This is a genomic window from Streptomyces sp. NBC_00223 (assembly GCF_036199905.1).
Classification (GTDB): Bacteria; Actinomycetota; Actinomycetes; order Streptomycetales; family Streptomycetaceae; genus Actinacidiphila.
This window is the reverse complement of record NZ_CP108109.1, coordinates 1,397,291-1,416,523: the sequence shown is the minus strand read 5'-3', so window position 1 is coordinate 1,416,523 and position 19,233 is coordinate 1,397,291. Positions and strand designations below refer to the sequence as shown.

The 19,233-nt window shown below is 70.1% G+C and carries 20 protein-coding genes; 10 read left to right on the top strand and 10 right to left on the bottom strand.

The features are described from left to right. Window positions 1-53 precede the first annotated feature (53 nt). From OHA30_RS05985 to OHA30_RS05975, 3 genes are all read right to left on the bottom strand, one after another. Window positions 54-2,012 (bottom strand): sigma-70 family RNA polymerase sigma factor, encoded by a 1,959-nt coding sequence (locus OHA30_RS05985; RefSeq protein ID WP_328912743.1) that lies wholly within the window; start codon window positions 2,010-2,012, stop codon window positions 54-56. Between the two features lie 223 nt (window positions 2,013-2,235). Then, window positions 2,236-2,694 carry an SAV_915 family protein gene (locus OHA30_RS05980; RefSeq protein ID WP_328912742.1) on the bottom strand — a complete coding sequence of 153 codons (459 nt, stop codon included), beginning with the start codon at window positions 2,692-2,694 and terminating at the stop codon, window positions 2,236-2,238. A 214-nt stretch (window positions 2,695-2,908) separates the two neighbouring features. Next, the gene (locus tag OHA30_RS05975) at window positions 2,909-3,586 is read right to left on the bottom strand and encodes a PASTA domain-containing protein (RefSeq protein WP_328912741.1); all 678 of its coding nucleotides are present in this window, start codon (window positions 3,584-3,586) and stop codon (window positions 2,909-2,911) included. Between the two features lie 321 nt (window positions 3,587-3,907). Between OHA30_RS05975 and OHA30_RS05970 the strand changes: the two genes are divergently transcribed. Beyond that, window positions 3,908-4,675, top strand: coding sequence for a DUF4365 domain-containing protein (locus tag OHA30_RS05970; RefSeq protein WP_328912740.1), 768 nt, complete (start codon window positions 3,908-3,910; stop codon window positions 4,673-4,675). Window positions 4,676-4,951: 276 nt separating this feature from the next. Here OHA30_RS05970 and OHA30_RS05965 read toward each other — a convergent pair whose 3' ends face one another. The 3 genes from OHA30_RS05965 to OHA30_RS05955 form a co-directional block, all read right to left on the bottom strand. Then, window positions 4,952-5,665, bottom strand: a complete 714-nt coding sequence (locus tag OHA30_RS05965; protein ID WP_328912739.1) for a hypothetical protein — start codon at window positions 5,663-5,665, stop codon at window positions 4,952-4,954. 63 nt (window positions 5,666-5,728) lie between these two features. Continuing rightward, entirely contained in the window at window positions 5,729-7,819 is a 2,091-nt protein-coding gene (locus OHA30_RS05960) for a hypothetical protein (RefSeq protein ID WP_328912738.1), read from the bottom strand. Then, on the bottom strand, window positions 7,816-8,334 hold the full coding sequence (locus tag OHA30_RS05955; protein ID WP_328912737.1) for a hypothetical protein: 519 nt from the start codon (window positions 8,332-8,334) through the stop codon (window positions 7,816-7,818). The genes OHA30_RS05960 and OHA30_RS05955 overlap by 4 nt, the downstream gene beginning before the upstream one ends. A gap of 570 nt (window positions 8,335-8,904) precedes the next feature. Here OHA30_RS05955 and OHA30_RS05950 point away from each other — a divergent pair. From OHA30_RS05950 to OHA30_RS05940, 3 genes are read left to right on the top strand one after another with little or no spacing between them, the layout of a single operon-like run. Then, on the top strand, window positions 8,905-9,405 hold the full coding sequence (locus OHA30_RS05950; RefSeq protein WP_328912736.1) for a hypothetical protein: 501 nt from the start codon (window positions 8,905-8,907) through the stop codon (window positions 9,403-9,405). Next, complete coding sequence (locus OHA30_RS05945) at window positions 9,402-9,590, top strand: hypothetical protein (protein WP_328912735.1); 189 nt, start codon at window positions 9,402-9,404, stop codon at window positions 9,588-9,590. The genes OHA30_RS05950 and OHA30_RS05945 overlap by 4 nt, the downstream gene beginning before the upstream one ends. 2 nt (window positions 9,591-9,592) lie before the next feature. After that, window positions 9,593-9,784 (top strand): hypothetical protein, encoded by a 192-nt coding sequence (locus OHA30_RS05940; protein ID WP_328912734.1) that lies wholly within the window; start codon window positions 9,593-9,595, stop codon window positions 9,782-9,784. A 321-nt stretch (window positions 9,785-10,105) separates the two neighbouring features. On the opposite strand, the gene OHA30_RS05935 is transcribed toward OHA30_RS05940, so the two are convergent. After that, complete coding sequence (locus tag OHA30_RS05935; protein ID WP_328917752.1) at window positions 10,106-10,819, bottom strand: creatininase family protein; 714 nt, start codon at window positions 10,817-10,819, stop codon at window positions 10,106-10,108. Window positions 10,820-11,010: 191 nt separating this feature from the next. Between OHA30_RS05935 and OHA30_RS05930 the strand changes: the two genes are divergently transcribed. After that, window positions 11,011-11,544, top strand: a complete 534-nt coding sequence (locus OHA30_RS05930; RefSeq protein WP_328917751.1) for an NUDIX domain-containing protein — start codon at window positions 11,011-11,013, stop codon at window positions 11,542-11,544. Window positions 11,545-11,567: 23 nt separating this feature from the next. On the opposite strand, the gene OHA30_RS05925 is transcribed toward OHA30_RS05930, so the two are convergent. The 3 genes from OHA30_RS05925 to OHA30_RS05915 all read right to left on the bottom strand — a co-directional run bounded on the left by OHA30_RS05925 (window position 11,568) and on the right by OHA30_RS05915 (window position 14,363). After that, the gene (locus OHA30_RS05925) at window positions 11,568-12,755 is read right to left on the bottom strand and encodes a hypothetical protein (protein WP_328912733.1); all 1,188 of its coding nucleotides are present in this window, start codon (window positions 12,753-12,755) and stop codon (window positions 11,568-11,570) included. Window positions 12,756-12,773: 18 nt separating this feature from the next. After that, on the bottom strand, window positions 12,774-13,283 hold the full coding sequence (locus OHA30_RS05920) for an NUDIX hydrolase (protein WP_328912732.1): 510 nt from the start codon (window positions 13,281-13,283) through the stop codon (window positions 12,774-12,776). Between the two features lie 81 nt (window positions 13,284-13,364). Next, window positions 13,365-14,363 (bottom strand): transcriptional regulator, encoded by a 999-nt coding sequence (locus OHA30_RS05915; RefSeq protein ID WP_328912731.1) that lies wholly within the window; start codon window positions 14,361-14,363, stop codon window positions 13,365-13,367. A 768-nt stretch (window positions 14,364-15,131) separates the two neighbouring features. On the opposite strand from OHA30_RS05915, the gene OHA30_RS05910 reads away from it, so the two are divergent. From OHA30_RS05910 to OHA30_RS05890, 5 genes are all read left to right on the top strand, one after another. Beyond that, a complete protein-coding gene (locus OHA30_RS05910; RefSeq protein WP_328912730.1) occupies window positions 15,132-15,599 on the top strand; it encodes a hypothetical protein in 468 nt (155 codons plus the stop codon). A 23-nt stretch (window positions 15,600-15,622) separates the two neighbouring features. After that, window positions 15,623-16,102: a DUF6907 domain-containing protein gene (locus tag OHA30_RS05905; RefSeq protein ID WP_328912729.1), complete on the top strand. Its 480-nt coding sequence runs from the start codon at window positions 15,623-15,625 to the stop codon at window positions 16,100-16,102. A 342-nt stretch (window positions 16,103-16,444) separates the two neighbouring features. Continuing rightward, complete coding sequence (locus OHA30_RS05900; RefSeq protein ID WP_328912728.1) at window positions 16,445-16,615, top strand: hypothetical protein; 171 nt, start codon at window positions 16,445-16,447, stop codon at window positions 16,613-16,615. Further along, a complete protein-coding gene (locus tag OHA30_RS05895; RefSeq protein WP_328912727.1) occupies window positions 16,612-17,664 on the top strand; it encodes a serine hydrolase domain-containing protein in 1,053 nt (350 codons plus the stop codon). The genes OHA30_RS05900 and OHA30_RS05895 overlap by 4 nt, the downstream gene beginning before the upstream one ends. Window positions 17,665-18,038: 374 nt before the next feature. Then, on the top strand, window positions 18,039-19,205 hold the full coding sequence (locus OHA30_RS05890; protein WP_328912726.1) for a damage-control phosphatase ARMT1 family protein: 1,167 nt from the start codon (window positions 18,039-18,041) through the stop codon (window positions 19,203-19,205). The last annotated feature ends 28 nt before the right edge of the window (window positions 19,206-19,233 follow it).

The window sequence follows — 19,233 nt, the reverse complement described above, 5'->3', positions numbered from 1 at the left end:
GCGCCCCGGGACCGGCAGGTGAGCGCTCCGGGACCGGCCGGTGAACCCACCGCTCAGCGAGCCGCCTCGAACGCCCGTCCCGCCGCCGTCTCCACCGGCCCGTCGTGGAAGAGCCCGCTGCTGGCCTCGCCGTCCTTCGCGGGCAGCCCGAACCAGGCGTACCGCTGCAACCACGGCAGCCCGTCCAGCATCTTCGTCGCCGACGTGACGAACGCGGCCTGCTGCGCGTCGGTCGGGAAGCGCGTACCGTTCGAGAAGTCGATCAGCGCGAACTCGGTGAGCCAGATCGGCTTGTGGTAGCGGTTGTACACCGCCTGGAGATACGACTTGAGCTGCGCGACGGCGTTCGGCGTCGTGAAGTCGCCGCCGTACCAGTGCAGGGCGATGAAGTCGACGCGGTAGCCCTTCTGCTGGGCGCCGCTCATGAAGCGGTCCAGCCAACCGCCCGCCGTGTCACCGCCGTACGCCACCGCCGGACTGCCCAGCACCTTCCCCGTCGTCATCAACTTCGGCCACAGCGACAGCGCCTGATCGACAGTCATGTTCGACTGCCCCGCCATGTCCGGCTCGTTGAAGCCCAGCAGATACGGTCCGGCCTGCGCGGCCCGCGCCAGCGACGACGCGTCCGCGCTGTCGGCGCCCCAGATCATCGGCACGAACCCGGGCCCGCTGATGCCGTCGTGGGTCGGCGCCCAGGTGTAGTACCAGCCCGCGCCCGACCGTTCCAGGGCCGTGTTCACACCGGGGAACGACCAGACGCCCACGCCCTTGCGGACCGAGGACACGGCCGGCGCGGGCGGCGGCGCCTTCGGCGGCGGCACGGCCTTGGTGGTGTGCGGGCTCGCGGTGCGGGCCGGGGTCTTCTTCGGCGTGGCCGAGGGCGTCGCGGTGGTCGGGGGCGTCGTGGTCGGGACCGCCGCCGTGGTCGTGGCCGTCGCGGTGACGGCCGGGCGCGGCGAGACCCGCGCCGCGGCGGGCGCCGACGGGTCCGCCGTCAGATGGACGGCGAACAGCGCGCCGGCCGCGACCGCCGCGACGGCGGCCACGGCGGCGGCCGGGATCGCGAACGGCCCGTGCGGCAGCCTGGGCCTGGCGTGGCTCCCCCGAGGCGCACCGCTCCGCTGCCGTGGGGGGCGGGGGTGCGGAGCGGTGCGCGGGGCCGCGGTGGGGGAAGCGGCCTGGGTGGGGGGTGTGTGGGCGGGCGCCGAGGCGAGGCCCGCGTGCGGAACGACGAAGGGCAGCGGCGCGGGCAGCAGCGGCAGCCCGCTGAGCAGGCGGTCCATCGGCAGCAGAACGGCGCCGCGCCGCCCGCACTCCTCGCAGCCGCGGATGTGCCGGGCGAAGCGCTTGCGCCACAGCGGGTTCGGCACGCCGTCCCAGCCGGCCGTCAGCGCGCGCAGCTCGGCGCACCCGTCGGCGGCCCCGAGCGCCCGCACCACGGTCCGCGAGGTCTCCAGCTGCTCCTTCATCCGCTGGACCTTCACCGCGGCGTGCTGCCGGGTCAGCCCCAGCGCCCCGGCCAGTTCGGAGCGGCCGATGTCGCCGGTCTCCTCCAGCCACCACAGCGCCAGCAGCGTACGGTCGTCCGGGTCCAGCCAGCGGGTCGCCTCCGCGATCTCCCGGCGCTGGTCGGTCAGTCCGAGCCGCAGGATGGTCAGCGCGGCGAAGTCGGAGGCGGGGTCGGGGATCAGCTCGGCCGCGTCCAGCGCGGTGCGGTGGTGCCAGGACGCCTTGCGGGCCTCCTCCCGGTCACGGACCTGCCGTACGGCGATCGCGACCAGCCAGGACCGGAAGGCCTCCGGGTCGCGCAGCTCGCCGAGGCCGCGGACGACCCGCAGCAGCGTCTCCTGCACGACGTCGTCCACATCGTCGTGGCCGTCCAGGGCGCGCCCGACGATGTTGTAGACCAGCGGCAGGCACTCCGCGATCAGCAGGTCGAGGGCCCGCTGATCGCCCGCCCGCGCCGCGACGACCATGGCGGGGTCGGGACCGACCCGATCGCCTGCACGCATGTACCGCTCCGCTCTCCGCTCCGGACCTCTGCCCCCGAACAGGAGACGGTGCCACGCGGGGGCGATAACAGAAACCCGCGGTCGTGAGATTTTCTTTTCGCGCGGGCGGTTCGTGGCGGGCGGGGGCGTATGGGTGGACCGGCGTGCGGGCGTGCGGAAGCGTGTGGGCGTGCGGAAGCGTACGGGCGGGCGGGGGCGTGTGGCTGGGGGCGGTGGCCCGGCGTCAGGGGGTCGTGCCGGCGGCCTGCGGCTTCGCGGGCTTCGGGGATTTCGCGGCCTGCGGGGGCTTGGGGGGCTTCGGGGCCTGCGGGGGCTTCACGGTCTGGGGCGCCTGCGGCGGGCGGAACTCGCACGGTTCGGCCGGCGCCGGGTCCGACCAGGCGGCGGGCGGCCGGGCGGTCAGCACGGGGTCGATGGTGAGGCGCGTCGCGCCCAGCGGTTCGGCCATCCGGCGCAGCGCGTGCTCCGAGAGGCGGATCCACGGCTGGCAGGGCCCGAGCACGGACCGCAGCCGCCGGTCGCTGGTGAACGCCACGGCGGTGCGGGTGCCGAACGGGGTGCGCCACAGTCGGACCACCGCGCCCGCGGGCCCCTGCTTGACCGGTACGTACAGCGAGCGCTGTCCGCCGCCGGCCGGCCCGGGCGCGGGGTCGCCGGGCGGCTGCTCCTCGCTTACGTGCATGCCACAACCGTAACCCGCCCGCTCCGCCCCGTATGCGCCGAGGTCCCCCCGGCGGCCCTCGCCCCCGCGATCCGGCACCCGTCGGGCCCCCTCCGGGGACCGCTCCCAGGTCGGGCGGCCCCCTCGCCCCCCGTTCGAGTGAGTCACCCTCACCCGATGGACACCCCTCACCCCCGCGGGCCGAACGGGGACGAGGCCGGGGGCGTACGTCCCTTCAGGGGCAGGTCTCGCCGAACTTCACTGCCGTGAACGTCACCGGCTGCCCGGACAGCGCTGCCCCCGCGGACGGCTCCTGGGCGCACACCTTCCAGTTCGATTCCACGAGGATGAAGCGGTCCTGGCCACTGGCGTCCGTCGACGTGATCGACGTGTCGGACGGCAGCGCTTCCCTGGCGGTGTTGAGCGCCTTGCCCACGAAGCCCGGCATCGTGTGGCCCGCCTTGGCGGGCGGCTTCTGGTCGGTTTCGGGACAGCTCTCGGTGAGTTTCACCGCGCCCAGGTCGATCTTCGTGTCCGTGGACACCGTGGCGCCTGCCTTCGGGGTCTGGGAGCAGACCTTCCAGTCGCGGTCGAGGATCTGCATACGGTCCCGCCCGGCGGAGTCATGGCTGGTCAGTCTGTAGAACCCGTCGGCCTGGGCGGCGTCCTGGGCGGCTTGGAGGCCCTTGCCGACAAGGTCGGGCACGGGCTTGCCCTCCGTGGTGGTGGCCGTCGCGGCCGTCCCTGCGGGGGTGCTCGCGGACGCGGTGGCCGTGGCGGTCGACGCGACCGCCGTCGTCGTGGAGGCCGGGTCCCCAGGTGCGGGGGCCGAGGTCGGGTCGTCGTTGCAGCCGGCGAGCAACAGAGCGGCGGCGGCTAAACCTATGGCGGCCGTTGTGGCGCGGTTGTGCATGGTTCCCCCAAGTGCGGTTGTGCCAAGGAGCGTTCCCGCCCAGCCCACGACAACCCGTCACCGTAACCCACCTGCAACCACCCCCACCCGCCCCGGCCATGGGCCCACCGCACCTGATGCGGTGCGAATGCGGCCAGATGATGCGCCGCTACGGGCGGAGCGCAGCTTTGCAGCGCAACAAGTGCCGATTCGCTTCAACCTGCGGTCGCCACTGCCGCGACCGTGACCTCGCGACGCCGAGGAAACGCAGGCACCGTTCGACCGCGCGGCGCCGAGCGACTGGTCGTAATCTGGTCCCCGCACATCGTGAGGGGGGCTTGGATGCCGAAGGTACCCGAAAGCCGGCGCATCGGACGTACGGCGGTGAATGAGGTACGTGCGCTGCTTGAGCGGCACGGCCATATTGTGCAGGAGATCGACGGCGGTAACGATCACGGTGAGGATCTGCACGTCACCTTCGTCCATGATGGGCAGCGGACGGAGGATTCCGTGTTCATGCAGGTGAAGGGCGGGATCTCGACCCGGACCAGACGCGGGCACCGGGTAAAGGTCGGTGATCACGGGGACAACTGGCGCGATGGCAGCCTACCCGTCCTCTGCGTGGTCCATGATCCGGAGCGTGGTGGCCTTTTCTGGGCGAATGCCACCCGTCAACTCCGGCGGGCCAGAGCATTGCGCAAGGCGGTGAGGTCGATCGTCGTCTCGCGTGAGTCGGTGTTGGACGACGCGAGTCTTGACTCATTCGTGCAGGGCATGCGGCGCTACCTGGCCCGCGAACGCGAGGGAGTCGGCAGGTGGGCGGACATGGCGGACGTCGAGTTCGCCCCGGACGACATCGTCAAACCCTTCGAGAACGAGGTCTTCGAACCCATGGTCTTCTGGCAGCGCCGCGCCGAGCCGTACGCGGTCCTGCTCCATCACGACCTGGACTGGGAGCCCGTGCACATCCAGGAACGGATGCTCCGCTTCGAGCCGATCCCGTCTGTCGGCCACATCATCCTCGACGTGGCGGAAGCCCACTGGCTGATGGGCTGCTTCAAATCCACCGAGTGGTGGCGGCGGCCGATCGAGCAGCCTGACCCTGCCTGACCCTGACGGGCACACAGAGGTCAGCTCCAGGGCAAACGGTCCTTGTCGTCCGGGGTGTTTGTTGCCACGTGGCCGTGGTACCGGTAGGGCATTTCGTCGGGGTGCAGGTCGATCCGGATACGCCGCCAAGCTGTGTCGAACGAAAAGTCTCCTTCGCCGGAACGTATGAGGCGCCAGGCGCGCCAGCTTGTGCGCGGGGCGAGAAGCCACCGCAATGCCGCAGTGCTCATCTGCGGCTCGGGTTCTTGGTCGGCGGACGTATGTCCCCTTTTTCGCTCACTCGTCACCCACCGGATGCGTGAGCGTGAGCCTGCGGAGCAGAGCGTGTGCCTTCTCGGCGTGCTGTGGACGCTTGGCGCCGTCCATACCGGCAGCAAAGAGCGTGTAGAGCATCCGTTTTTGGGCGGGGTCCGGGAAGCTGCTCAGGAACTCCCGCAGGATTTCCAGGGCCTCGTGCTCGATTGTCCGCTGGTGTTCGGGTCGATATTGGGCAAACCGTTGTGCGATCTGCTCCGCTTGGCCGAAAGCCACGGAAAATGTGGACCAGTCGGCGTTCTCGCGCTCGACCCAACGCACCAACAGAGCATCGGGATTCGCCAGTTCCGCAGCGACCGCGTCGGCATTCTGGCGTCGCAGGATGTCGGCCATGGCCTGCTCGCGCTGCGCGGCGAGCAGGGCGTCCACCGCTGCCCGATCGTCCAGCAGGAGATCGAGGGTGACCTCGGCCCGGAAGTCGACCGGTGGCTCGGTGGGCAAAGCGCGCGGACGCCGGAGGTGCTGCCCGACACCGTCGCGTGCCGAGGCCAGGTCTGCCGGATGACACGTTGCGGAGACATCGGCCGCCGCTTTTCTCAGCACGCCTCGAACAGCTCCGACAATCTCGTCGTCCGTGCCCGGATAAGGCGGCCCGGTGAGCACAGTGGCCGTGATCCGGGCAGTGAAAGCGATGCCCGGGCAGGTGCTGGGCAAACGGGCCTCGAAACGGGACAAGCCGCGTCGGACCGTTCTGCGCGTGCGGCGGAGGGTGGGCGACCACAGGGGGAGAGCCACGGATCAGGACTCCGCCGGCACGGGCGCGTGGCCGGGGCGGACCGCCGACAACGCTGGAGGCAGCCTCAGGTTCCTGCGCAGTTCAATGATGGCCGCGTCGTTGGCCACCCCCGGCTCACCGAAGATGAGGGCCGAGATCGGTGTGGAGTACAGATGCTGCCTGACGACGTCGTCGAGGATCTCCGTCACGACTTCCTTCGGTACCTGTCCCGATTGCCGCGCCCGCGCCCAGGCGGAGAGGAGATCCCGGCATTCGGCGTCCACGCGCGTGTCCGCCAGGGCCACGTTCCAGCCCTCCACAAGAGCCTCTTTGACGTCCGGCTTCTGTTCGGCGGCGGTCAGCATGACCTGTAGAACGTAGGGATCGACGCGAGGGTCGAGGAGCGAGAGGAATGCCCGGTGACCTGCCAGGTGCTTCTTCTCGGTCGCCCACTTGATGACGGTGCTCCACACCCGCGGCAACTGTCCCTCACGGGAGGCGATCTCCCGGAGCGCTTCCTGAGCCGTACGCACGGCCTCGTCGGGCTCGGGCCGATCCAGGATGTGCCGCAGACGCACAAGGACCTGGCGCGGATAGTGCTCCGCGAAGGCGCCTTGGCAGACCAGAGCGACGACGGTTGCCACGGTCTCCGAAGGAGCCTGCGCCGAGTCCAGCAGGAGGGCGCGGACCTTCGAGCCCAGCGTCTCCGACTCGGCCGCGATCGTGAGGACCCGTGCGATCAGCTTGCGGTGGCCGACACTGTCATCGCCGTTGTCGATCCAGGCGTGGATCTGTTCGATGACTCGGATGTCGTCTTCCGCGACGGCCAGTTCGACCAAGAGGTCGCTGATTGAGGCCAGCCGGTCGGCACCGGGCTGCTTGGGCGAGGTGATGGTGTCGAGCCAGCTCAGGAGCAGCGGATGGATATCGGGGCGCTGCCGCCAGAGGTGCAGCAGTACCGCGCCCGCGTATCCGGGCTTGTGGTCGAGTGTCACAGTGCGCCCGGTGACGTGCGCGCCCAGGTCCGTGAGCCTGGTGGTGAGATCCGGTCCGGTGAGGATCTTCCGTACGCTCGTCGGGTGGGACTCTCCCAGCAGGGTCCGGGCCGCTTCCTTGACGGTCGGCGCGTCCTTGCCGTTGAGGAACAGCGCCGAGACGAGCAGTGCGCGGTCGTCCGGGTTGTCCTCTGTGGCTTTGAAAACCCCCTGAACGTCCGAGCGCCACTGTTGGAATGCGCCAAGGGCGGTCTTCAGGCTCTGGGCGGAGCCGTCGACTTGGGCAAGGGCTGTGGCCAGCCGTGCCGCGTCCGCGGGGCTGCTGCTGTCGGTCAGTAGATGCGCCGCCTCGCCCGCGCTTTCCGTTTCCGAGGAAGCTGTGCTCAGCCAGCGAACACGCTCCGGCCGGCGGTGTACGTACTGAAGGTGTGCCTTCGCCACTCGGTGGGCGGAGGGCCGCGTGGTGGCGTGGAAGACGACTTTGGCCAAGGTCCCGGAGGCGGCATCGGGCCACCCGTGCTCGTCGGCGATCAGAACGAGATACGACCCCACGTAGAGCAGGGCTTCGGAGTAGCTCAACAACTGCTCCGCTACGTTGCCGGAGTTGCGCCATGAGCTGATCTCCGCGGCCACATCCAGCAGGTATCCGGTACCGGGCTCGTCGGGCAGCACGGTGATGTCGGGGAAACCAGGCTTCTCCCAGTCGGGTTTGATTTCCTGAAGCGCCAGCGGCCTGCCGTGATCGGCCTGTGCCTTCTGGGAGATCTCCCACAGAGCCCTGATCCCGGCAGTGCGCTTGCCGTACCCGGCGGGTCCGCTGACGACCGCCAGACGGGGACCGCCCCCAGTGAGACGATCAACGATCTCGGCCGAGGTGCGTACCGTCTCGTTGCGCGCGCTCAGGTCCACCCATGCGAGATGCACGACATCGAGGTCGGCCTGAGGAATGTCGGCCACGGGAAGTTGTGGCTTGCTCGTCATGGTGACGTTGCCAGCGGCCACGACAACCTTCGAGTTGTGGTTGCCGGTCACCTCCACCCGCAGACCGGACGTCGACACCGTGGCGGGAGGGGCAGACGGTTGAGGCGGTACGGCGCCGGGAGGGGTCAGCTCGTTCACTGACCGTTCTCCGTCCTGCCGTAGTGGAAGCCCCCAGAGTTACTGATGGGACCATTGGCAATGACGACCTGACTGTTGACGTTGTGGTGCACGTTCGCCCGTGCGCCGGAACCCTCTCCCGCCTTTTGGAACCGGGCCGCCAACTCCCGCAGCTCATCGGCCGCGTCCGGATGCTTCTGCAGAAACGCCGCCAACTGGATCACCAACTCGGTCCGCAACCGGGCCTCGACCGCCTCCCGCTCGCTTTCGGCGCTGCCGATGAGCCGCTGCCGAGCCGCGTCGAGCACGCGCAGGTCTTGCTCGGCGCTCTCCTCGCCACCTCGCCGGAACAACCTGCTCACCTTGTCGCGTACGGATTCCCAGGTGTTCTTGACCATCTCGCTGACGAGGGTGGCGGCTCCCGCTTCAGCAACCTGCATGGCGTTCAAGGTGTCCCCAAGGCTTTCCCGGGCTCGCAGGGCGTGCGAAGCCATCGGCATATTCAGCACATCACGGTGGAGGACGCTACTGATCATGGCAATCGAACGCATTTACTGCATACGGGAATCAGCCCTTGTTAAGCTGTCAGAATCTGACATTCCATGACGTGATTTGGCTCTTGAGGAGCGGTCGATACAGAACTCGCATACGGACCCATGGCGACGGTGTCTGATCACAAGCGAGCCGTCCAGGATGAGGACTTGGGGAAGTGTCCGAAACCGGGCGTGACGCGGACAGGGGACGCCGACTTTCCGCTAGAGCAGACCAGGACGTCGGACGGTCGGGTGTGGTCTGCCGATCGGCACGGCCTGACTCCGCTGTTTTGGTCACACCGTGAGCGCTCGGTCGGGTCTCGTTGATGCGGATGCCGGCGGGGGCGGGCCTTGGCAGAATCGGCCGGATGTTCGAGATGGGGGGAGTCGGCCCCGGGGTCGGGGCGGTTCATACGCGCGCGGCTGCTGCCGCCGCTGCTGGTCGTGGGGGCGGTCGCGGGGGCCGCCTGGTTCGCCGTGGTTGGGGTGTCGCCCGAGGAACGGCGGGCTCAGGAGTGGCGGGCGGCCTCGCCGTGCCCGGCCGCGGCACCGGTCGACGTACGTGCCGACTGCGTGACCATGCTGCCCGCGGTGATCGAGCGCACCAAGGCCAGGCTGAACAGGAGCGGCAGCGACGACTGGCTGTACTTCCGGGACGGCGATCCCGCGAACCGACTGAACCTCTCGTACGACACAGCCGTCGCCTTCGGGCCCGGTGACCACGTCACTTTGACGTGGTGGCGCGGCGACCTGATGAAGGTCGCAGGCAAGGAGCACACCGCGAACAAGGGCGTGCCGCATCCCGGCCGGATCGCCGGCGGCGTCGTCTTCTGTGTTCTCGCGGTCGGCTCCCTCGCCGTCTTCACACTGGTACGCCACCCCCGCGACGGGCTCCCCGTCACCGCGGGCGAACCGAGGCAGCCGAGCGTGTTCGCGTTCCTGATCCCCCTGGCCGTCGCACCCTGTGGGCGCTGCCACTTGCCGGAAGCCGCCCGGACCGGGCCGTCGCGGTGCCGGTGGCGAGCGCGGGCGTGCTCGTGGTGCTCGTCCTCCTGGCACGGGCCTGGCGGGTGAGTGGCCGGTCGCCGCCGGTCGAGCCGCGCTCGCTGCCCGAGGGCGAGGACGTCTTCCTGCCGGCCCGCTTCCTGCGGGACACGCCGGACGACACGGATCTCCAGGGCACCCACATCCTCCTCGGCGCCGGGCCGATGGAGGTGCTCGCCCACGGCGGGCTGGGCCGCTTCGGGGCAAGAAGATAGCCGTGGGGCCTTTCACCGTACGAGGGCTGCGGCGACCGGCCCGAGCCAAGGAGCGGAGCGCGTCGGCGAACTGGTACGTCGCAGAACTCCTCGACTCCGGAACCCACGTCCGCCTCGCCGCCGCCCCCGCCGACCTGCTCCTGCTCGTAAAGGAGTTGGAGCGCACGGGGCCGCCGCCGGACCGCACGGCGTGACTTGGCGCGGGGCTCTCTCCGCGCCGCACCCTGCCCGAACGCCCGTATCCACGTACCGGACCTTGCCGCGTTCGCGGCGCTACGCGGCCAGGGCGGTGATGCGTTCGGACGCTTCCCTGACGCGGGGTTCGGTGCGGTGGGGAGCGAAACCGCGACGGACTTCCTGGAGACGTTCCACGCCGCGTCGAGTGTGGATGCCCTGGTCGATGAGGTCGGCGGCGTGCTGTGGGTCACTGGTCCGTTCTCCCCGATCAGCCGGCGTCGTACGCCTCGTCGGTCACCCACCAGGGAGACAGGTCGAGTTGAGCGATGCGGGCACGTCTACTGCTCGCCGAGGGCGTGGAGGTGGGCGGCGAAGTCGGCGGTCAGGCTGGCCAATACGGCCTTGCCCTTCGCTGCCGTGGCGTACGACGGGAAGCCGATGACGCCAGTGTTGGTGTAGGCGCGTATGCCGTGGGTGAGGAGGAAGGGGCGGTCGGAGGCAGCGTGGTCGGCGGTGGCATAGCCGGGGCCGACAAGGTCGGGTTCGGCGTGCAGAAGGATGGACGTCTCGATCTCGCCCGCGTGCATGTCGTCGTGTGAGTCGGTGGCCAGGCCGGCGCGTTCGCGGGCCCTGGTCCACTCCGCGCCCAGCGGAAACAGGCTCATGCGTGGCTCGGTGACGTTGGCCTCCTGAACGACGTTGGACAGCACGTAGTTGCCGCCGTGGGCGTTGACCAGGACGAGTTTGCGGATGCCGGAGGTCTCCAGGGACTGGGCGATGTCGGTGATGAGGGCGTGGAGGGTCCGGGCGCTGATGCTGACGGTGCCGGGCCAGGTGCCGTGTTCGTGGCTGCACGCGATGGCCAGCGGCGGCAGGGGCAGGATGGGGTGCGCGGCGGCGAGTTCGCGGACGATGACGCAGGCGACGGCGGTGTCGGTGATGAGCGGCAGATGGCTGCCGTGCTGCTCGTAGGAGCCGACGGGCAGCACGGCGACGCGTGGCGCCCGTTGCTGGACGTCGGTGGTCGTGAGGGTGGGAAGCAGGTTCACGATTCTCCTCGAGTGCGGCTCAACTGCCTTTCATACTGCCCAACAGGCGGTTGAGTGCGGCGATCTCCACCAACTTGCTCCCGCCGGTGAAGGGCCACGGCCGCTGTATTCGTCAATTTGACGTGAAACAGTGTGAACAGGCAGATCACCGGCCGTGGTCCGGCGTGCTGAGGCCATAGAGAGGGGCCGTGGCGATGCGGTGGAAGGTCCACGGGGAACGTCCGATCTACGAGAACCCCTGGGTGAACGTGTGGTTGGTGGATGTCGAGCAGCCGGACGGGCAGCGGTGGGAGCACCATGTGCTCAAGCTGCGACATCTCGCGGTGGCGGCTGTGATGAACAGCGAGAAGCAGGTGCTGATGATGTGGCGGCACCGTTTCATCACGGACTCCTGGGCGTGGGAGCTGCCGATGGGGCTGATCGAGCCGGGTGAGACGGCGGCAGAGGCCGCTGCCCGTGAGGTGCTGGAGGAGACCGGCTGGCGTACGGGCGAGATGACGCCGATGATCTACGCCCAGCCGGCCAATGGGGCCACGGACTCCGAGCACTTCGTCTTCCGCGCCGACGCGATGGAGTGCGCCGGTCCGCCGACCGAACTCAACGAGTCCGATCGCCTGGAGTGGATTCCGCTGTCCGCACTGCGCGGCATGATCGACCGCCGCGAGATCGTCAGCAGCGGTTCGCTCGTCGGCGTGCTCTACCTTCTGCTGGACGAGGCGGGCCTGTAGGTCAGCCTGCCGCGTTCCTCGTCCTAGGCCGCTATTCCCTTGCGGGTCGCGACCTCCCGTGCGCGCTGTTCGAGGGTGCGGACCGTGGGGGATTTGCGGTGGGTGCGGATGCGTGTGCGCATGGTGTCGAAGTGCTCGTCTCCGCGTGAGGACGAGACCTGTTCGTAGTCGTCCAGGAAGCGGTCCCAGGTCGCGCAGGCGGCGTCGAGGTGGCCGAGTTCGAGCTGACGTTGGGCCAGGAGGCCGTTGGCGTGGACGCGGCCCTGGCGTTCCTGCGGGGGCTGGGTGCGGAGGCAGTCCTGCATGGCCTTGACCGAGCCGGGGAGATCGCCGAGGTGGTAGAGGACGGCGCTGGTGTGGAAGAGGAAGGCGGAGGTGTCGTAGCCGCCGACGGCGTCTTTGCGGGAGTCGGCCTTCGACAGGGCCGCTTCGGTCTCCGTGAGGCGGGAGAACGCCTGGGTCCGGTCGCCGGTCATGGCCGCTGCGGCGGCCTGCTGGCCGGCGAGGAAGGCATGGAGCCGGGGCCCCGCCTGGGGTGAGGCTTCGGCTGCGGCGTCGGCGAGTTGGAGCGCTTTGGCGCCGTAGCCGAGGTTGCCCGCTTGCAGGCTCATTCCCCGCAGGGTCCGGCAGTACGTGAGGTGGTCGTCGGCGGCCCCGGCGAGTTTCAACGCCTTGACGTAGTAGCGCTGTCCGAGGCCGTGTTCCCGCTCGTACATCGCCATCCAGCCGGTGAGGTAGACGAGGTCGGAGGCGGCGGACAGCATCGCGGCACGGTGGGCTTCGCTTGCGTCGGCGCGCAGGTACGGGGAGACGGTGTTCACCAGGAAGGCCGCTGCCATGGGCCGGGCGTGGCCGCCGCCGAAGGTGTCAAGAATGTCCGCGATGCGCTCGGTCATGGACCGTACGGTCTCGACCTCCCCGTCCCCGATCCGCGAGGTCGGCCGCGCGGACGCGCCCCGGTCCGTACCGGCGAGGTCCGGGAAGCCGGGGACGGCAAGTGCCGCTGAGTAGAGGGCCGTGGTGAGAACGCCCCTGCGGGAAGGATCCATGTCCGCCTTTCCGAGTTCGAGGAGATCATCAACAGTCTCCCCGGGCTCGGCGGCGGTGACAGCGTCGGTACGCGCCAATCCCGCTTCCTCAAGGGTCACCGGGCGCTTCAGCCGCCGCGCGAACACCTCGGCGACAACCGGCCGTACCCGCGCCCGCGGCATCGTCCCGCTCAGCCGCTGTCAGTTGGTGCTGTTGCGCATGTACACGGGGAAGCCGTCTTCCAGTGATCCCAGCGCGGCGTGAAGTCGGTGGCGCAGGCGTTCGCCGAGTTTGGGCAGGGCCTGGTCGCTGGGCATGAAGGCGAGTTCGGTGAGTTCGTGGTGGTCGGGGTGCAGCGACGCGGTTTGCTCCGGGTCGAGGGTGCCGCCGTTGAAGATGAAGGCGAGTTGGTCGTCCCAGGGGCCGTGGGGTGGGACCCAGTCGATGACGAGGAGGCCGTGGAGAACGGTGTCGAGGCCGAGTTCTTCGCGCAGTTCGCGGCGGGCGGCGTCGTCGGGGGCTTCGTTGGCTTCGGCCATGCCGCCGGGCAGATCCCAGCCCGGCTTGTAGGTGGGCTTCACCAGCAGCACGCGCCCGGCCTCATCGCGCAGGAGCACATCGGCGGAGACGCGTTTGCGGGCCTGGGTGGCGTTGCCTTCGGCGAGGTAGGCGTTCCACGCCTCAGGATCATCAGGAGAAGGCGGTCCCACGCAACATCTCCCCTCTGCCCGGAAGGCTATTGTCCCCACACCCAATGCCTGTGTCCTCAAGACCTTGCCGCGTTCGCGGCGCTACGCGGCCAGGGCGGTGATGCGTTCGGACGCTTCCCTGACGCGGGGTTCGGTGCGGTGGGGACCGAAGCCGCGGCGGACTTCCTGGAGACGTTCGACGCCGCGTCGGGTGTGGATGCCCCGGTCGATGAGGTCGGCGGCTTTGTGGGTGGCGTCGAGTGCGCCGTCGAGGTTGCCGGTCTGCTGGTGGGCGAGGGCGAGGGTGCCGTAGCGGACGGCCCGGTCGCGCGGGGCGGCTTCGGTCACGGAGCGTTCGAGTGCGTCGGTGGCCTTGGCGGCCTGGCCGGTGATCAGCAGGAAACGGCCTTCGGTGGAACGGAGTTGGGCCTCACCGAACCACTGGAGGTAGGCGGGGGCGTTGTCGGCTCGGCCGCCGCGTTCCAGGGCGGCGAAGGCCCGGTTGAGGGCCCCGGCGGCCCGCCGCCTGTCACCGGTCTTGCTGTGCACGGTGGCCTGATGGGCGGCAAGGGACGCGCGCATGATGGCCGGGACCCGGCTGCGGACGGCGTCGGCGGCGTCCATCAGGCTCAGCGCGGCCCGCTGTTCGCGCTGGTTGACGGCCTGGGTGGCCATGAAGCAGAGGGTGTGCGCGCCGAGCGTGTTGTCGCCCGCGGTCTTGGCCGCGCGAAGCGCCGCTGTGTAGTGCTGCTGGGCGGCGGTGTGCAGTCCGGCGTCGTAACTCATCCAGCCCAGCAGGCAGCAGACCTCGGCGGCCAGGGTGTAGAGCCGTTGGGCGGTCTGCTCGGTGTAACGGCCGTTGTCGAGCAGCCGGGTGACCAGACGCAGGTCGGCGCGGGCGGAGTCCAGGAAGTCGACGCCTCCGGTCTCCTGCTCCAACGCGCGCAGCGACTCCACGCGTTCGGCCATACGGTCGACCGTGGCCGGAGTGACGACATCACCTGTCGCGGCTGCGGCGATGGCCGGATCGGCGGCGGCCCACTGGGCGGCGACACCCATGAGCGCCGCGCCGCCGACTCCGAGGAACCCTCTGCGATCCATTGGTTCACTCCCCGAAAGTGAGGTCAGGACTTCCAGCGTAGCCTTCTGATTCCACGGCCCGCCGAGCGGTGAAGGGTCCCAGGCAGGGAGCCAGCGCGGCCACGGCACCGCACGCCGGGCGGATTCCGGCACCTGGAACAAGTGAGCGAGAACCGCCTGGGTGGCCTCGTCGGGCGCGTGGTCACCGCGTTCCCACTTGAAGACGGTGCTACGGGTCGTCCCTAGGTTGTAGCCCAACTCCCGTCCGCTGACCCGGATTGCTTCCGCGAGCTTCGCCTTGCCCAGACCGCGAGCGACTCGGGCGTACGTCAACGGGTGGAGCAGCAACGGTTCCGTCGGCTGAGTGGTCATCAGGTTCCCCCTGGGTTCGCCGCCTGCTCGCTCACAGTAGCGCGACAGATACGCCTTGCGCCGAGCGGCCCGCCGGGGTTGAAACCCGGGTGAAACCTTCCCCAGCCGGTGAGTTCGGATGGATGGTCGTCTCCCGGACCGGGTGCCGGCCGTTGCGGGAAGCCGGGCCATCAGCCTTCTCGCGCCCGCACTTCGGGCCACGTTCTACAAGGGAGCGACGACGCCATGACGAAAAGGGACGTACGGACTCCGGACCACGGACGCAGGGCGGCAGGGTCTGCCGACCGGCGGGACCTCGTGCCGTTTGTTGTGCGGTGGAGTGGGGAGCGGGATGCGCCTATGCCGATGGTGGTGCGGAGGGGCGGGCGGGGGATCGGATACGCCGATGAGCGGTCGTTTGACCGGGATGGGGAGGGGGTGTTGTGGACGCGGGTGCCGTCGCAGCCGGGGAAGGGGACCCCGGAGTTCGGGAAGGTGCACACGCTGCGGCAGCGGTTGTGCATGGCCGAGTTGCGGTGCCAGATCTGCGGCGGGCCCGCCGACCGCACCACCGACGGCGTGCTGTGGCTCATCGACGCCGACCCCAGTGAGCTGCGGCCCGGAGACGAGCGGACCGCTCACCCGCCGGTGTGCCGGCCGTGCGCGATCCGGTCCACCACCGCGTGTCCGCATCTGCGGCCGGCGTTCACGGCCCTGCGGGTAAGGGCCTTCACCCGCTACGGCGTCACCGGCGCCCTCTACGTACCCGGCCGTCCCGCACCCCTTGCGGTCGACGCCTCGAAGTTCCGCCTCGGCGACCCCTACCTGCCCTGGGTCCGCGCCACCCAACTCCTCATGACTCTCACTGACTTCACCGTCATCGACCTCAACAACCCCACCGCGTAACACCCCGAGAAGGAGACACCACCATGACCGACACCGCCACGCACACCACCGCGCCCCCGGCCCCCGTACCGGCCGCCCGGACCTGGACCCTGACCACCACCGGCGGCCACACCCTCACCGGCCACCTCCCGGCCTGGGCCGACGACGACCCCAGCGAGAGCGGCATCCCCCTGGAACTCCTCGGCACCCGCCTCGCCGACATCAGCCACCGCACCACCTTCCCCGGCCAGACCACCCACGTCGTCCTCGGCTCCGCCCCCGCCCAGGAAGCCAAAATCTTGTGGGCCACCATCGACTGCCACCCCTACGCCGACGACCCCGACCCCCGCACCCCCGTCGCCAGCATCGCCCTCGTCGACGACTACTGGCTCACCCACCTCACCCCCGACGACCTCACCCACATCGCCACCCAACTCCGCACCCAAGCCGACCGCCTCGACCACGACGTAAAGCCCCGCCTCATCGCCGCACGCGAAGACTGGGCCGCACACCACGCCGGGTGAGCTGCCCCGGCACTTGGACAGCCGCCGTCGGCCAGGCTCGTGTGGTTTCCGACGGCGGCCTTGGCTTCGGACCCGGCCCAGCCCGGCAGCCGTTGCGGTTGCACGGCAGCGACCGGATGTGGCCGCGTGCGACCAGGCCCTCGTCGTGTTCGACGATGCGGGCGGCCAGTTCTCGGTCTCGGCCGTCGGAAAGGTCGACGTCGTGCGGGGTTGAGGGGCAGCCAGGGTGCTCGTGGGCGGTCGTCTCGCCGTGGCGGGGTGCCATGGGGTCACGGGCGGATCAGGCGGCTGGTGAAGCCGGCCTGGGCGAGGGCCGTGTAGGCGCCGCTGACCGCCGCCCGCGTGGCGGGCGACGACATCCGGGCCGTCACCGCGCTGCTGATCGCCGCCCTCGCGGCCGAAGGCACCTCTACGATCCGGGGCATGTACCACCTGCGGCGCGGCTACAGCGGTCTGCCGGCCAAACTCGCGTCCTTGGGTGCCCGGCTGACGATCGACCAGGAGACGCCTTGACCACCACCGCTTCCGCCCCCGCGTGGGACGCCGCCGCGCTCGATCGACTGCGCGATACCTTGGACCTGCTCACCGCCGACGGCACTGTGCCCGGCGGCGTCATCGCCTGCGGTGACCTCGACGGCCAGCCCTCCTACCTGGCTTCCGGCATCGTCGCCTCCGAGTGCGGCACTGCTCGACCCGGCCCGCACACGCGCTACGACGTGGCGTCGTTGAGCAAGGTCGTCGGCACGTGGCCGTTGGTCGGCACCGCCCTGACCGACCGCCTCGCACTGGACGCCCCGGTCGGTGACCTGCTGCCCACCGTGCCGGAGGGTGCTCCTGGCGGGCAGGTCACCGTACGGCAGATCCTCGCTCACACGTCCGGCCTGCGCGCGGACACCCGCCTGGACCAGTACCGCAACACGGGCATTGACCTCGCCGAGCTGATCTGCGGTGAGGAACTGATCAGCGAGCCCGGCGCCCGACACCGTTACATCAACCGCGGCTTCATCCTGCTCGGCCTCCTCCTGGCGGCCGCCACCGGTCGGCGTCTGGACGAACTGGCCGCCGACCTGTGGCACGGACTGGGCATGACTGCCACCACGTACGGACCGCTGGCCCGGGCAGCCGACGTGGCGCCCACCGAACAGCGCTTCCCTGGCGCCCCGAGGCTGTGGGGGATGCCGCACGACGACAACGCCGCCCTGCTCGGCGGCGTCGCCGGACACGCCGGGGTCTTCTCCACTCCCGCCGACCTCGCCGCCTACGCCGCCGCTCTGCTACGCGCGCATCGGGACGGTACGCCGCTGGGCCACTGGCTGGCCGACAGCATGGCGCCGCAGGCCGAGATCGAGCCCGGCCTGCACCGGGGCCTGGCCTGGATTCTCGCGGACGGCGGCCGGATCGCCTACCACCACGGCTTCACCGGCACCAGCCTCTACCTCGCCCCGCACACCGGCCGTTACCTCGTCCTGTGCACCAACGCCGTCTACCACCACCAGGACAACCGCACCCGTCTCACACCGCTGCGCACCCTGGCGCTCAAGACGATCACCGACGCACCCTAGGAGGAGCGTTCCGTGGCTTCACGCACGCTGGCCTCGCTGACCACACCCTGCGGCCCAGCCGATAGCGTCATCCCGGTCTCCGACCCGGCCGCATGGCCGGAGACCGTGAACGCCCTCACGTCGCGAGGAGAGCAGGTCCCGGTCGTCCTCGGCCACGGCAGCAACGCCATCGCCGCCGACGCCGGACGCCCGCCCTCCACAGGACGAGGTGATGAACGCCGTCCTCGCCGACCGCGACAGCAGGGGTCTCCTGCTGGACCGCCACGGCCCCGACGCCCGGCCGGTCGGCTCCATGGTGGCTTTGTCCGGGGATCTCGATCACCTAGTCTCGGCAGCGGCAGCAGCAGCCGACGAGGAGAAGGACGAGTCCGGACGTGCCGACCGCAGCCACGATTCTGAGCGGTACCCCCGGGTCCTTCGCCTGGGGTGTCTTCCACGAGCGGCACCCGAAGCTGGTTCAGCAGGTGCTCGACGCTCTGCCGTACGGGCCGGCCGAGCGGGCGGCGGTCGAGGAGCTGCTCGCGGAGAGCACCGGCGGCGTCATGAAGCCGCTCGGCGAGAGCGCCCACGATCACCGGCAGTGGCTGGCGTGGGGTGAGGGCTTGTTCGGGCGGCCGTGGGGTGAGGCGCCGTTCCTGTGGGCCGAGAGCTACTTCTACCGCAGGCTGCTCGAAGCCACCGGCTACTTCCGGCCCGGGACATGGCAGGGCATCGACCCGTTCGCACCGTTCAAGAGCGCCGAGCTGGCCGGCCCGGCCGTCGACGAGGAGCTGGCGGCTCTCCGTGAGCTGCCGTCCCTGTCGGCGGAGAAGCGAGCCGAGGTGCTGCTCTCGTCCGCGCTGTGGGGCAACCGCGCGGACCTCAGCTTCCACCTCACCGCCTCGGCCGGGGACGCCCGGCGCACCGCCCTGATCGCGGACGACAGCCCGCTCCTGTGGTCCACGCTCGCCGCCGCGAGCAATCCGAGGGTCGGCCTCATCGCGGACAACGCCGGGCGGGAGCTGCTGCCCGACCTCGTCCTGATCGACCACCTCCTCACCGGCGGGTCGGCCGCCGAGGCCGTCCTGTACGTCAAGCCCGCCCCCTACTACGTGTCGGACGCGACCACCGCCGATGTCCTCGCGAGCATCGACCGGCTTCGCGCCGGGCCGTGGCAGGAGGCGCAACTGATCGGCCGTCGGCTCTGGCGGGCGATGAACAGCGGCACTCTCACCGTCCGCACGCACCCGTTCTTCTGCGCGCCGCTGCCGTTCCACGACATGCCCGACGACCTCAGGTCCGAGCTCTCCGGCCTCACGGTGGCGATCATCAAGGGCGATCTCAACTACCGCCGCCTCGTCGGGGACCGACTCTGGGACGCCACGGCCTCGTTCGCCGAGAGGGTCGACCACTTCCCGTCCCCGGTCGCGGCCCTGCGTACGTTGAAGTCGGACGTCGTCGTCGGCCTCGACGGAGCGGTGGTCGCCGGGCTGGACGCCACGGAGGAGCCCTGGCGTACCAACGGCAAGTACGGCCTCATCCAGGTCAACGCCGGCTCGTAGCACCGGATACGGAACCGCGGGGACCGCC

Excerpts from the sequence above, each read along its gene's own strand:
- OHA30_RS05985 (WP_328912743.1), bottom strand. The coding sequence starts at position 2,012 with ATGCGTGCAGGCGATCGGGTCGGTCCCGACCCCGCCATGGTCGTCGCG.
- OHA30_RS05980 (WP_328912742.1), bottom strand. The coding sequence starts at position 2,694 with ATGCACGTAAGCGAGGAGCAGCCGCCCGGCGACCCCGCGCCCGGGCCG.
- OHA30_RS05975 (WP_328912741.1), bottom strand. The coding sequence starts at position 3,586 with ATGCACAACCGCGCCACAACGGCCGCCATAGGTTTAGCCGCCGCCGCT.
- OHA30_RS05970 (WP_328912740.1), top strand. The coding sequence starts at position 3,908 with ATGCCGAAGGTACCCGAAAGCCGGCGCATCGGACGTACGGCGGTGAAT.
- OHA30_RS05955 (WP_328912737.1), bottom strand. The coding sequence starts at position 8,334 with ATGATCAGTAGCGTCCTCCACCGTGATGTGCTGAATATGCCGATGGCT.
- OHA30_RS05930 (WP_328917751.1), top strand. The coding sequence starts at position 11,011 with ATGCGGTGGAAGGTCCACGGGGAACGTCCGATCTACGAGAACCCCTGG.
- OHA30_RS05925 (WP_328912733.1), bottom strand. The coding sequence starts at position 12,755 with ATGCCGCGGGCGCGGGTACGGCCGGTTGTCGCCGAGGTGTTCGCGCGG.
- OHA30_RS05915 (WP_328912731.1), bottom strand. The coding sequence starts at position 14,363 with ATGGATCGCAGAGGGTTCCTCGGAGTCGGCGGCGCGGCGCTCATGGGT.
- OHA30_RS05905 (WP_328912729.1), top strand. The coding sequence starts at position 15,623 with ATGACCGACACCGCCACGCACACCACCGCGCCCCCGGCCCCCGTACCG.